The organism is Flavobacterium frigoris PS1, assembly GCF_000252125.1.
GTDB lineage: Bacteria > Bacteroidota > Bacteroidia > Flavobacteriales > Flavobacteriaceae > Flavobacterium > Flavobacterium frigoris_A.
The window spans coordinates 127,963-141,608 of record NZ_AHKF01000022.1 but is presented as its reverse complement, the minus strand read 5'-3'; the positions used below and the strand labels follow the sequence as shown (position 1 = coordinate 141,608).

Annotated in this window: 10 protein-coding genes, 1 tRNA gene and 2 pseudogenes; 5 read left to right on the top strand and 8 right to left on the bottom strand. The window is 32.7% G+C overall.

Features of this window, described 5'->3' with window-relative positions:
* Positions 1 to 65: 65 nt before the first annotated feature.
* The 4 genes from HJ01_RS14555 to aroB all read right to left on the bottom strand — a co-directional run bounded on the left by HJ01_RS14555 (position 66) and on the right by aroB (position 4,293).
* Entirely contained in the window at positions 66 to 467 is a 402-nt protein-coding gene (locus HJ01_RS14555) for a hypothetical protein (RefSeq protein ID WP_007139239.1), read from the bottom strand.
* A gap of 9 nt (positions 468 to 476) precedes the next feature.
* Positions 477 to 1,448 (bottom strand): deoxyhypusine synthase family protein, encoded by a 972-nt coding sequence (locus HJ01_RS14550; RefSeq protein ID WP_007139238.1) that lies wholly within the window; start codon positions 1,446 to 1,448, stop codon positions 477 to 479.
* An 88-nt stretch (positions 1,449 to 1,536) separates the two neighbouring features.
* Complete coding sequence (locus tag HJ01_RS14545; protein WP_007139237.1) at positions 1,537 to 2,937, bottom strand: decarboxylase; 1,401 nt, start codon at positions 2,935 to 2,937, stop codon at positions 1,537 to 1,539.
* A gap of 288 nt (positions 2,938 to 3,225) precedes the next feature.
* Positions 3,226 to 4,293 carry a 3-dehydroquinate synthase gene (gene aroB, locus HJ01_RS14540; protein ID WP_007139236.1) on the bottom strand — a complete coding sequence of 356 codons (1,068 nt, stop codon included), beginning with the start codon at positions 4,291 to 4,293 and terminating at the stop codon, positions 3,226 to 3,228.
* 92 nt (positions 4,294 to 4,385) lie between these two features.
* Between aroB and HJ01_RS14535 the strand changes: the two genes are divergently transcribed.
* Positions 4,386 to 5,555 carry a proline dehydrogenase family protein gene (locus tag HJ01_RS14535; protein ID WP_007139235.1) on the top strand — a complete coding sequence of 390 codons (1,170 nt, stop codon included), beginning with the start codon at positions 4,386 to 4,388 and terminating at the stop codon, positions 5,553 to 5,555.
* A gap of 104 nt (positions 5,556 to 5,659) precedes the next feature.
* Here HJ01_RS14535 and HJ01_RS14530 read toward each other — a convergent pair whose 3' ends face one another.
* The gene (locus tag HJ01_RS14530; protein ID WP_007139234.1) at positions 5,660 to 7,447 is read right to left on the bottom strand and encodes an ABC transporter ATP-binding protein; all 1,788 of its coding nucleotides are present in this window, start codon (positions 7,445 to 7,447) and stop codon (positions 5,660 to 5,662) included.
* Between the two features lie 217 nt (positions 7,448 to 7,664).
* On the opposite strand from HJ01_RS14530, the gene HJ01_RS14525 reads away from it, so the two are divergent.
* Positions 7,665 to 7,739: transfer RNA gene (locus HJ01_RS14525), tRNA-Val, on the top strand.
* A gap of 116 nt (positions 7,740 to 7,855) precedes the next feature.
* On the opposite strand, the pseudogene HJ01_RS14520 reads toward HJ01_RS14525, so the two are convergent.
* Positions 7,856 to 10,023 (bottom strand): annotated as a pseudogene (locus tag HJ01_RS14520) (TonB-dependent receptor domain-containing protein).
* Between the two features lie 109 nt (positions 10,024 to 10,132).
* On the opposite strand from HJ01_RS14520, the gene HJ01_RS17985 reads away from it, so the two are divergent.
* Complete coding sequence (locus tag HJ01_RS17985; protein WP_007139231.1) at positions 10,133 to 10,264, top strand: hypothetical protein; 132 nt, start codon at positions 10,133 to 10,135, stop codon at positions 10,262 to 10,264.
* Between the two features lie 11 nt (positions 10,265 to 10,275).
* On the opposite strand, the pseudogene HJ01_RS18050 reads toward HJ01_RS17985, so the two are convergent.
* A pseudogene (locus HJ01_RS18050) lies at positions 10,276 to 10,389 on the bottom strand (hypothetical protein); the annotation flags it as partial.
* Positions 10,390 to 10,593: 204 nt separating this feature from the next.
* Here HJ01_RS18050 and HJ01_RS14515 point away from each other — a divergent pair.
* Together HJ01_RS14515 and HJ01_RS14510 are read left to right on the top strand one after the other, a co-directional pair.
* Complete coding sequence (locus HJ01_RS14515; protein ID WP_007139229.1) at positions 10,594 to 11,511, top strand: bestrophin family protein; 918 nt, start codon at positions 10,594 to 10,596, stop codon at positions 11,509 to 11,511.
* A 53-nt stretch (positions 11,512 to 11,564) separates the two neighbouring features.
* On the top strand, positions 11,565 to 12,707 hold the full coding sequence (locus HJ01_RS14510) for a serine hydrolase (RefSeq protein WP_007139228.1): 1,143 nt from the start codon (positions 11,565 to 11,567) through the stop codon (positions 12,705 to 12,707).
* Here the strand turns inward: HJ01_RS14510 and HJ01_RS14505 are convergent.
* The gene (locus tag HJ01_RS14505) at positions 12,704 to 13,636 is read right to left on the bottom strand and encodes a hypothetical protein (RefSeq protein ID WP_007139227.1); all 933 of its coding nucleotides are present in this window, start codon (positions 13,634 to 13,636) and stop codon (positions 12,704 to 12,706) included. The genes HJ01_RS14510 and HJ01_RS14505 overlap by 4 nt on opposite strands.
* Between the last annotated feature and the right edge of the window lie 10 nt (positions 13,637 to 13,646).

The window sequence follows — 13,646 nt, the reverse complement described above, 5'->3', positions numbered from 1 at the left end:
TATTTTAGTACTCTATTAAAAAAAGGAACTCATTTGTGAGTTCCTTTTTTTTAAATCATATAAGTTTAATCTTCATCATCTTCTTCTTCGTCAGAATAGTCAGCGGTATCAGGATCTTCATCATCCTCATCAATATCAGGCTTGTCGTGATTGTCATCCTCATCATCGTCATCATCATCATCATCCATGTCATCATCAGTCATTCCTTTCATTGGCATGATTGGCTCAATAACGTCATCGATTTCTTCATCTTCATCGTAGTTTTCAATTCTATCAGCAAGTTTCATACTTACTTTCACTAAGTAAATAGTGTCTTCAGTGCGTACTTCAACCGCTTCAATCAACTCATTTTTTGCATTTCTAAAACGCACAATATTCGAATCGTCATAACCATCAGGAAATTTTTCAACCAAAAGGTTTAAGATTTCATTGGTAAGTTTTGCATAATCAACAATTACTCTTTTCATAAGGAAATTCTATAAATCTAATAAATAAGCAAAAATTAGAGGTGCTACAATTGTAGCATCCGACTCAATAATAAACTTAGGAGTTTTAATGTCTAACTTACCCCAAGTAATTTTTTCATTAGGTACTGCCCCCGAATAAGAACCGTAACTGGTAGTTGAATCTGAAATTTGGCAGAAATAGCTCCAAAAAGGGGTTTCTGGCATTTCCATATCTTGATACAACATCGGAACTACACAAATTGGGAAATCTCCTGCTATACCACCACCAATTTGGAAAAACCCAACTCCATTAGCGGAATTTTTAGGATACCAATCTGCTAAAAATGTCATGTATTCTATTCCAGATTTCATAGTGGAAACTTTTAAGTCTCCTTTAATGACATAGGAAGCAAAAATATTTCCCATAGTACTGTCTTCCCATCCTGGACAGATAATTGGTAAGTTTTTTTCCGCTGCAGCATACATCCAGCTGTCTTTCAAATCGATTTCGTAATATTCTTCTAAAACGCCTGATAAAAGCATTTTATACATATATTCATGCGGTAAATAACGTTCCCCTTTTTCATCTGCATCTTTCCAAATTTTGTAAATGTGCTTCTGCAAACGACGGAATGCTTCATGCTCAGGAATACAAGTATCTGTTACTCGATTTAAACCTCTTTCAAGTAGATCCCATTCTTGTTCTGGAGTCAAATCACGGTAGTTTGGTACTCTTTCGTAATGTGAATGAGCTACCAAGTTCATGATGTCTTCTTCTAAATTTGCACCTGTACAAGATATAATTTGTACTTTGTCTTGACGAATCATTTCTGCAAAAATCTTTCCGATTTCGGCAGTACTCATTGCTCCAGCAAGAGTTACCATCATTTTAGCTCCATTAGCAAGCTGTTCTTCATAGCCTTTTGCTGCATCTACTAAAGCCGCAGAATTGAAATGCAAATAATGCTTTTCTATAAACTGACTTATAGGTCCTTTACTCATTTTATTTGGTTTAAAGATTTAAAAATCAATTAATTGAATATATTCAAATATAATAAATTTTTAAGTTGACTAATTGTGTGTTAAATATTTATTTTTTATTGTACCCTAATATTTTTAAAACGTCATCAGAAGTTTGTTGCTCTGAAAAGACTTCGGTAGCGATTATTCCATTTTCATCTCGATCAATCAAAATGTGTTTGGGTTGTGGAATTAAGCAATGGTGTAAACCACCATATCCGCCTATTGTTTCCTGATATGCTCCAGTATTGAAAAATCCAATATATAACGGTTTTTCCTTGTTGTATTTTGGCAAATAGATAGCATTCATATTTTGCTCAGAGTTGTAGTAGTCGTCGCTGTCACAAGTCAAACCACCGAGTAATACTCTTTCATAGGTTTCATTCCAGCGATTAATAGCTAGCATGATAAAACGTTTGTTTATTGCCCATGTATCCGGTAAAGTAGTAATGAATGAAGAGTCAATCATATTCCATTTTTCCCTGTCATTTTGTTGTTTTTGATACAAAATTTGATAAATGGCGCCACCACTTTCACCTACAGTAAACGAACCGAATTCAGTAAAAATATTAGGAACTTCTACTTCAGCTTCGTCACAAGCAATTTTTATTTGATTGATTATTTCATCAATCATATATTGATAATCATATTCAAATGCTAAGGAGTTCTTGATTGGGAATCCACCACCAATGTTTAAACCGTCCAATGTTGGACATTCTTTCTTAAGCGCTATGTATACTTTGATACATTTCACTAATTCATTCCAATAGTAAGCAGTATCATTGATACCAGTATTGATGAAAAAGTGCAACATTTTCAGTTCCAATTTATCGTTTTCCTGAATTTGTTTTTTGTAAAAACTAACAATGTTTTTATACCCAATTCCTAGTCTGGAAGTGTAGAACTCAAATTTTGGTTCTTCTTCGGCAGCAATACGGATACCAATTTTAAATTTCCCTTTTATTTCAGCTTGAAGTAAATCTAGTTCTTCATAGTTGTCAATAATTGGAATGGTATTCTTATGACCGTTATTGATTAAGCGAGCAATGTTTTCGATGTATTGATCTCTTTTAAAACCATTACAAATTACAAACGTGCTTTTGTTAATTTTACCGTTAGCCATCAAATTCTCAACAATATTGATATCAAAAGCAGAAGAAGTTTCAACATGAATATTGTTCTTGAACGCTTCGTTCATTATGAATTCAAAGTGAGAACTTTTGGTACAATAGCAGTAATAGTATTTTGCGTCATATTTGTTTTTTTCCATCGATTTACGAAACCAGCTTTTGGCTTTGTTAATGTTGTTGGAAATTTGGGGTAGGTAAGTAAACTTTAAAGGTGTACCATATTGTTCTACCAATTTCATCAAATCAATATTATGAAACTGAAGGTTATCTTTGTTTAATTTAAATTCCTCTTGAGGAAAATAGTAAGTTTGATTTATTAAGTCGGAATATTTAGTATTCATTTAGCTTTTAGTGTTTTATATTAATTAAATTGAAATAAAATAAGCTAAAATTCAAACTCTGATATTTGCATATATAATCTGAAGCTTTTCGTGATCTACTTTTAAATATTGAGACAAATCAAAACTGAAGTTCTCTTTAATCGAATAGAAACGCTTCAAGATCCTTTTAAAAGATCGATTGTTTCTATTCTCATACGAGCTATAATTCCTTTGGTTATGACTGTTTTTCATTGAGGCAAATGTAAAAAATAATTTATACGTAATCCAATCCTTTTTGCTAAAAAATATTTAAGATTTATAATCGTTAAATGCTCTAAGAATTAATTCATTTTCAACAGATTGATTTATTTTGATATTCCCAATACCTTCTATCAAGGCAAACTGAATTGTTCCATACTCGTTTTTTTTGTCATGGATTAGCAACTCTAAGATCGGTTGAATGTCATTATCTAAAATTGTGACATCTTCAAAGATAGATTTTATGGTGGTCTTTATAAGGTTGTATTCATCAGCATTTATTAGTTCTTTGTCCAATGATATGTAGCTTTCTAAAATCATTCCTATAGCAATCGCCTCACCGTGTAATAATGTTGTTTTATTCTCATTTTCTAAAAAATAACTCTCAATGGCATGTCCTAGGGTATGACCAAAGTTCAATGATTTTCGGATGTGTTTTTCAGTAGGGTCTTGCGAAACGATTTCGTTTTTTATGGCTACAGATCTGTGAATAAGTTCATCTAAGTCAACAAAATCAATAGCTTTTAGATCAAGAAATTGCTCCCAATATGCCTTGTCGTATATTAATCCGTGTTTTAGCATCTCAGCAAGACCAGAACGCATTTCGTTTTGCGGAAGTGTTTCAAGGTATTCAGTATCAATTAGCACCATGTTTGGGGTATTAATAACTCCAATTTGGTTTTTTAAATTACCTAAATCAACACCGTTTTTTCCTCCCACAGAAGCATCTACCATTGAAAGTAGAGTGGTAGGAATATGAATAAAGGCTACCCCTCGTTTAAATGTCGAAGAAACAAAGCCACCTAAATCAGTAACAACACCACCTCCTAGATTTATTATCAAGGTTTTTCTGTCTGCGCCAAGTTCTGTCAAAACATTCCAAATTTGGACACAAGTTTCGATGTTTTTATTCTCTTCTCCATTTTCAAATTCGATTATCTCAATAGTCAAATCGGTTTCTATAAAGGGTAGAAATTTGGGTAAACAGAACTCATTTGTATTAGTGTCTACTATAATAAATAAATTAGAATACTTATTTTCTTTTAAATGAAGGTTAAGGGCTTCGTATCCTTTTTCATTAAAATGAATCGGATAATTACTGGCTTGTATTGATTGCATCATTGTAGATTAATTGAATGCGCAAAATAAGGTAATTTTTGGTAAATAATATTGAAAAGTCTGTCTATATTTGTTTAAAAATATCACAATAGATGGAAAAATTATTTAATAATACACAAGTTGCCTTTTCATTAAAAAGCGACACCGAACTTGATCGAGCTTATTTTCTTTTTAAAATGATTGCAAACCAACCCTTAGTAAGAATTGGAGCAGCAGTCACTAATTTTGCATTGAATGTAAATTTACCTGTTGAAGGTTTAATTCGTGCCACTGTTTTTGATCATTTTTGTGGAGGTATTAATGAAAATGACTGCCTTTCTGTAGTTGATAAAATGTACACCAAAGGGGTTTCATCTGTATTAGATTATTCAGTTGAAGGAAAAGAAGAAGAAGATCAGTTTGATGCTGCTTTGAGAATGACTCTAAAAACGATTGATTTTGCCAAAGAACGTGAAGCAATTCCATTTGCAGTTTTTAAACCCACAGGTCTTGGTCGTTTTGAATTGTATCAAAAAGTAGGAGAGAAACAAACACTTACTTTAAAGGAGCAAGCAGAATGGGATAGAGTAGTAGCTCGTTTTGATATAGTTTGTAGTGAAGGACATAAAAAAGATGTTGGTTTACTAATCGATGCTGAGGAAAGTTGGATGCAAGATGCAGCTGATGAAGTGGTGACTGAAATGATGCGTAAATACAATAAAAACAAGACTATTGTTTTTAATACCCTTCAAATGTACCGTTGGGATCGCTTAGATTATTTAAGAAAACTGCATGATCAGGCTAAAAAAGAAGGTTTTTTTATAGGAATAAAAATAGTTCGCGGGGCTTATATGGAAAAGGAGAATGTACGTGCTGAAGAAAAAGGATATCCTTCGCCAATATGTTCTACTAAAGAAGCCACGGATGTTAATTATGACGCGGCAGTTAGTTATATGGTTGATCATTTAGAGAGTATGTCTGTTTTTGCAGGAACACATAACGAACAAAGCACTTATTTTTTGATGGACTTGATGAAAGAAAGAGGAATCGAAACAAATGATAGCAGAATTTGGTTTGGTCAATTATACGGAATGAGTGACAATATTAGTTACAACTTAGCCGAACAGGGTTACAATGTCGCTAAATACTTGCCTTTTGGTCCTGTAAAAGATGTTATGCCTTATTTAATACGTCGCGCCGAAGAAAATACCTCTGTAGCTGGGCAAACCAGTAGAGAATTATCTTTAATAAAAGCAGAAAGAAAAAGAAGAAAAGGAAAATAGAATAGATTAAGTATATTTCAGAAAATACTTACTGCCATTTTTGAATAAAAAAAACTCCAATTAATACAATTGGAGTTTTTTTTGCGGGCTACTTATTCTAATGTTTAAGAGTTGCTAAACTGTAGATTACTTAAGTTTTTATAAATCCCGTTCTCTAAGATTATCAATTCTTGATGTGTCCCTTGTTCTGAAATTACGCCATTATCAAGTACTAAAATTTGATCTGCACTACGAATGGTTGATAGTCGGTGTGCGATGATGATACTCGTTCTTCCTTGCATCAAAATTTCTAATGCTTCCTGAACTAATTTTTCACTTTCACTGTCTAAAGATGATGTGGCTTCATCAAGAATTAATATACTAGGATTTTTTAGAAGCGCACGTGCTATCGCAATACGTTGCCTTTGTCCTCCAGAAAGCTTGATTCCTCTTTCTCCCACAATTGTTTCGAATTTTTCAGGGAAACCTTCGATGAAATTAAATGCGTTCGCTTGTTTTGCTGCCAAAAGAATTTCATCTTCAGTTGCATCCGGCTTTCCGTAAGCTATATTTTCCTTTATGGTTCCACCAAATAAAATCACATCTTGGGGAACAATACTCATATTTCCTCTTAGGGTTTCCAAATCAAAATCATAAATGTTTTGTCCGTCGACTAGGATTTCGCCACTATCAATATCATAAAAACGAAGTAAAAGGGAAGCAATAGTTGACTTTCCTGTTCCACTAGGACCTACAATGGCTATTTTTTGTCCAAAGTTTGCGGTAAAATTCACGTCTTTTAATACTTTGATCTCTTTTCTAGAAGGATAGCTAAATGCTACATTTTTGAATGTGACATTACCTCTAATTTTTTCAATTGGCGCTGTGTTCTGTTCTGAGTTGATTTTTTCAGGAGTTTCATCCAATAATTCAAAAACACGTTCAGTAGCTCCAATTGCTTTTTGGATTTGGGCATACAATTCTGCAATTCCACCAAAAGAGGCACCGACAAAAGTAGAGTATAGGACAAATGATATTAACTGTCCCACGCTCATTTCGCCACTGATGCTCAACCGAACACCAAACCAAACCACAGCAACAATAGCTCCAAAAAGACAGAAAATGATAAAGGAAGCGAAGTATCCCCTATATTTACCTCCTTTAATGGCTATTTTAACTACTTCTTTGATTTTTCCATCGTAACGAGCAATTTCGTACCATTCATTGGCGAAAGCCTTAACAATACTAATTCCTTGCATGGTTTCTTCAACAATAACCTGACTCTCGGCAACTTGATCCTGAACATTTTTAGAATATTTACGAATGAAGCGGCCAAAAATAACGGCAGCCACCGCTACTAAAGGAACAACTGATAGCATTAATAATGTTAGTTTGATACTTTCAGTGGCCAATAAGGCAACACCACCTATGATTAGAATAAATTGTCTCAAGAACTCTGCAATGGTAGAGGTTAAAGTGTCTTGTATTTGTGTTATATCTGAGCTTATTCTACTATTTAATTCACCAACTCGTTTTTGAGAAAAGAAAGACATCGGAAGCTTTACTAAGTTACTATACAAAGAGTGTCTCACATTGGCTAAGGTATGTTCGGTGAAATTGATAAATAAGGATAATCTAAAAAACGAAAAAATAGATTGCATAAAAAGAATACCAATCAATAATAATGCAATATTGTTAGCTTGGGTGTAACTTTTATTCTTCACGCAATCAATCAACATCCCCATTAATTTAGGGAAGGCTAATGCGGTAGCACCAGTAAGCAATAAAAAAATGAGACCAACATAAAATTTCCAACGGTGATTTCCCGCATATTGAAATATAAGCGTTGCTTTATTGAGTGAAGTAGCTGTAATTTTTGATTTTGGTAAATCATTTTCTTTGAACCTTGCCATTATATCTTGTTTATATCGCAAATGTAATACTATAGCGATTCATTACAAAAAAATAGTAGTCCTAGAAAAAACTATTAATTCGTTGTAACAGAGTATGAAAGGATTTAGAGGTGATTTTTTATTAATTTATTTTTAATTTTTGCTTGTAAATACCAATTCTAGGTGTATATTTGCACCAGCAATAAGAGACAATAAAACATCTTTAATTGGTAAAGTGGGGCGATTAGCTCAGCTGGTTCAGAGCACCTCGTTTACACCGAGGGGGTCGGGGGTTCGAACCCCTCATCGCCCACAAAACTTCTCAAGAAATTGAGAAGTTTTTTTTTGCTTTAGTTTTTCTAGACAATAATTTGGGATCAATCTTAATCAATCCCAAAAAAGTGTGCCTGTGTTATTGATTTATGAATTTTAAATTTTTATTTTAATTCCAGCATTTACTACGAATCCGTCTAATGGAGCATAGATGTCTTTGAAAACAGGATTTGAAATTGTTCCGGTGTATATACTACCAAATTTGGTTTGTCTTGTATCTGTATAGTTTTCGAAATTGCAATAAACTGAAAAATTCTCCCATAACTTTTCGATCATTAAACCAAAAATCCAATACTCTCTTGCTGTAGTGCCGTCATTTAATTTTTGTGGGCTATAATAATATCCTTCTAATCCAATTTTCCATTGATCTTCCATTTCATACATTAAAACATTATTTAAGCGGTGTTTAGACGTTAATGGATTTTCAGATTTTACACCAGAATTATCTATCGATGCATCAGTGTAGGTGTAACCAAGAAATAATTTAAAATCCTTATATCCCAATTTAACATTTGTTTCTGTTCCTTTCGTATCTAAATAACCGTCAATATTGACGAACTGATAGTTATCATCTGCAAGAGGTGTTAATACAAGTGGATTATCAACATTAGTAAAAAAGAATAACTGATTGATAGATACTGATATATCATTAGTTATATAAGTCTTATAATTAACATCGAAATTCACGCCATAACTCTTTTCAAGGGTATTAAAATCGCTATCTATAGGGCGTACATTTTGGTATTGAATACGCTCGCTTTCCTCAGTAAATACGGTTGGTGTTTTATAACCCAATCCTCCACCAATTCTAGAAGTAAGTTGATTATTAATTTTAAATAAAGCTGAAACTCTTGGTAAAAGAGAAAAGCCATAATCAACAACATAATCTCCTCTAAGCCCTGTTTCTATATCCAACCAATGGTTCGCTTTTACAGTGTTTTGGACAAAAGCGCCATACGTTATTTGATTGTAATTTCGCAATGGAAAAGCAGTGTTACCGTCTTCAGTAAAATTATCAGTATATAAGTTAGCTCCCACAACCCATTCAGAGATAGCACCATTATAAGAATATGCCAATTCAGAAAAGGTACTGTTCTGCAAACCGTCAAAAATATAATCTGGAATAGTTACGACACGGTTAAAATTATTAAAACTATTTTTAAACATCACAGATTCCTTTTCATTGAATTTATGTGTAAGAGTGAATTGCGTACTAATTCTCTGTGTTTTATTCTTTTCAAAATAACTATTTGGATAGCTGTTTTGATCTTTGATATAATCAATGTTTCCACCAATTCGATTTTCAAAAACCGTATTGATACCAAAATCAAGATTTGTATTCTCATTAAAATAGACAAATAATTTTGGATTAAAATTAAAACGTTCAAACTTCGGGATAGCGGTAAGCTTGATATCTGCAGGATCATAAGGTGCATTTCGATCATGTGATGCAAAAACAGTCAGTCCAATTTTATTAAATCTTTGCGAATAAAACCCATTAATATCCAGTCCAAGAGCGGATGTTCCATTAAGTAAAAAACGTAATTCTCTTTCTTTTGTTGGAGTTTTAGAGATAAGATTTACCAATCCGGCAATTGCTCCACCGCCATATAAAGTAGAAGCAGATCCCTTAATTATCTCTACTTGTTTTAAATCTAATGGAGGTGTTTGCAGTAATCCCAGCCCACTTGAAGCGCCAGAAAAAACAGGGAAACCATCTTTTAATATTTGCGTGTATCTACCGTCTAATCCTTGAATTCTAATAGATGAATTTCCTGAAGTGCAGATGTCTGTTGCGTTTGTATACCTGTACTTTCATTAAGCATCATACGGATATCGCCTGGTTTCATATTCCCTTTTTCTTCTAATTCTTCTCCGGCAATAAATTCCACTCTGCTAGGAATGTTACTAATACTTCTGGTTCCTCTGGTTGAAGTGATAACAATTTCATCCATCTCTTCAGCTTCACTTTGTAATAAAACTTCTAAAAATTCGCCTACAAAAGGTATCGCAAATGTTACTTTGTGATTGCTAAAACCATCAATAGAAAAAGAAACAATATGTGTTCCTTCGAGAAGATTTTCAAAAACAATAGCGCCGTTAGTATCTGATTTAGAGACTAAATTAGTTTGCTCAATTTTAGCTGTCACAGCATTTATAGGCTGATTTGTTTCAGCATCTTTAATAAGGACTTTGATTGTATTTTGTGCTTGTGCCGTGCCAATAGTTGCTATTGCCACAATCAATAAAATATATTTAAACATATAAATTTTCTTAATATTAATAAACATAAGGTGTTTGCGTGATCTCAAAATCAAGCAAGTCAAAACTGTTCTATATTAAGTGCTTTTGGGCGGTTGCCAAATGTTACAAATGAAAGAAGAGTATACAAATTTATCATACGATAATGGTTGTACCATTTCATCTGTAGAAAAATCTGTTTTTTCACTAATAGGGGTGAAAGTGAAGTTTATTGCGAACCCAATGCAACTGCCACAAGAGTAAAATGGCGAACACTTTCCGTTGCAATCATTACCGCAATCGTCAGAATCATTCTCACAGTTTTTCCCTAAAGCACATTCTGATTGTTTAGTATATGCAGAGCAAGGTACTGTTGAAAGAAACAGCACAATAAACGATAAAATTGTTACCCATATTTTCACATTGCAAAATTAAAGATAAAATTTACGATTAACTTATGATGTTACAATTTTCTTTAAATCAAACTTAAAATGATTTTCAAATAGTACACGATTTTAAATAACCATATGGACTTTACTTGATTTTTAAGAAAAATTTATTCTTAAACCCTCATAAAGCAGTAAATTTGCGCTATGATTACTAAGAAAAAAACAAACTGGTTCAAAATGCTCTTTGAGTGGAACGGATCGGTGCTACCGCAACTTTTGCCACGTTTATCTATCCTTTTTATCTATTCTATGTTAGTTGTCTATTTTAGAGAAGATTTACTGAGCTACAATATCTATATCAATCCTGCCATTTTTACTCTTTTCGGAATAGCGCTAGCCATATTTCTAGGATTCAGGAATACCGTAAGTTATGATCGGTTCTGGGAAGGAAGGAAATTATGGGGCGCTCTATTAAATGATACGCGTTCTTTAGCAAGGCAGGCTCATACACTAGTTGAAGGAAATGATTATGATAAGGAGCGAACTCATTTTATTCATTTGTTAACCGCTTTAGTACATGCTTTAAAACACCAACTGAGACAAACTGAGGCCGATGGAGATTTAGAAAGATTACTACCTAATTCAGCTGACGATAAATTTAAAACGTTTGTTTTTAAACCAATCATGATTTTGAAAGAATTAGGGGTTTGGGTTAACAAAGCGAAACTTTCTGGTAGGATAGATCCGATCACTCAAGCTAATTTTGATTTAAATTTGAATAAAATTTCAGATATTATAGGTGGTTGCGAAAGAATTGCAAGTACTCCAATTCCTTATACCTACAGCATCTTGTTGCATCGTACTGTTTATATTTATTGTTTTTTGCTTCCTTTTGGTTTTGTTGAATCAACAGTTTGGATTACACCATTTGTAATTGTTTTTATAGCTTATACTTTTGTTGCTTTAGAAGCAATTGCCGATGAACTCGAAGATCCTTTTGGTATTCAGCCTAATGATTTGGCTTTAGAAGCAATGTCAGATATGATTGAAAATACTTTAGCAGAAATAGATAATAAAAAAATAGATGCAATTCCTTCGCCACAGGGTTATTATATTATTTAGTTTAAGGTTAATGCATAAAAATTTATTTAACACATCAATTTAATTAACTATTTATGAAAAACGGTAATAAAATTATAGTTATAGTGCTGATATTCCTTAATATTGGTTGCTCATCCCGAAAAAAAAATATTCTTGCGGAAACTTTGAATTCCCAAAAAGAAGAGATTAAAAGAGTTATGGATAATCCAAATGCTTTTGAACTCCAGATTATTTATACCCATATTAAACGTAATCAAAAAAACGAGGTAAAATTTAAAGACTATACCTATAATCTTAATGCTAAAAACTATTTTTATCCAGCAAGTACTGTAAAGCTTCCAATTGCTATCTTAGCCTTGGAAAAACTAAATACAATACAAAATACGTCAATTAACACCGAATTCTCAATAGGCGATAAGCCACGTAAATTCAAATTTTCAGAGGAAATTTCGAAGATTTTTGCCGTCAGTGATAATGATGCGAGTACTAATTTATTAGAGTTTATAGGGTTTGATTATTTAAACAATAGTATGATAAAAAAAGGATTGTCTCCTTTTAGAGTAGTACATCGGCTGTCATCTCCAGATTCTGCGAATCCAATTACAAAACCGATTACGTTGTATAAAGAGGATAATTCTACCATGAATCTACCACCACTAATTAGTGAACCAAATAAGCCATTACTATTAAAGAAATTAAAGAAAGGAATTGGATACAAATATGATGGTAAAGTCATAAAAGGTCCGTTCGATTTTTCAAATAAGAATTATTACCCAGTAGAAACGTTGCATAATACTTTGAAAAGAATCGTTTTTCCTGAAGTTTTCAAAGAAAAGGAGCGTTTTCATTTGACAGAAAAAGACAGAGAATTTATTCTTTTTTCTATGCAGAATTTACCAAGAAATGCAGGTTATGATTCAAATCAATTTCCAGATAATTATTGCAAGTTTTTTATGTTTGGCGATTCCAATGTATCAATTCCTGATGATATAAAAATTTATAATAAAGTGGGAGATGCCTACGGTACTTTGATTGATTGTGCTTATATCGTTGATGTTCAAAATAAAATTGAGTTTATGATTTCGGCCACAATTTTAGTGAACAAGAATGAAATTTTTAATGATGATAATTATGAATATGAAGAAATTGGCCTTCCCTTTTTAGCAGAAGTAGGCAGACAGTTGTACCAGAGGAACAAAAAAAATAAATCCAATTAATCTAATCTTAATGCACCCAGGATTTCTTCAAACATGAATGGTCCGCCGGGATATTTAGCGGTATAGTCAAGATTAAGCCACACCTGTCCACGTTCGTCTATGTGATAGTGGAGCTGTTTTTTGTAGCTTTCATTTATAAACAAAACATTTTTGATCAAATAATTTACCGTTTCCAGATCATTTAGAGAGCCTATTAATATTTCGGGATAAATGTGTCCCTTGGTGTGAATCAGCCTTGGTGTTCCTCCAATAGCCCTAACTGCTGCAGCCATTAAAATAGAATGGTCGTCGCAATCCCCAGAAAAGTAATTCAATGATTCGCTTGCTGAAGCGATGTAGTCAGTGTCTTTTGGATCACTTACATAGTTCCAACGGCTGTTTATTTCTTTAAAAACAGCAAAGCATTGTATGATAGTTCTGTAATCAGAATATCCTTTTATGTTTTTGAAATTTTTTGAGGTGGCCATAATGGCAAAATTTCTAACTTTTGGGTTTTGATACTCAATAGCACTAAGAATCTTTGACTTATTGGGAAATGGAAGTAATTTTGCAATTATTATATCTTGAGGATATGGATTGTCAGACATGGTGTAAATCATCGAGTCGTAATCCTCATAAACACTATTGAAACCATAATTTCCAGATGCCGTACCATAAAACAAAAGCAATAGATATAAAATAATACAAACAATAATTACAGTTCGCAACAGCCTTAATATTAGCTGTATAATTATAATTATCAGTAAAAAAAGGAGGATTCTGTCTATGTTAAAAAACCAGTTAAGCTCTATTAAATTTTGATGGGCAATTATAAAAACGGGGACAGCTATTAAAATATTCAGGACAAAAATAATGACATCATCCCAGGGTTTGTTGACCTGAAGTTTTTGTTTTATATTTTGAAAAGAAAATTTTTTGTTGTTTATCATAGAAACCAAA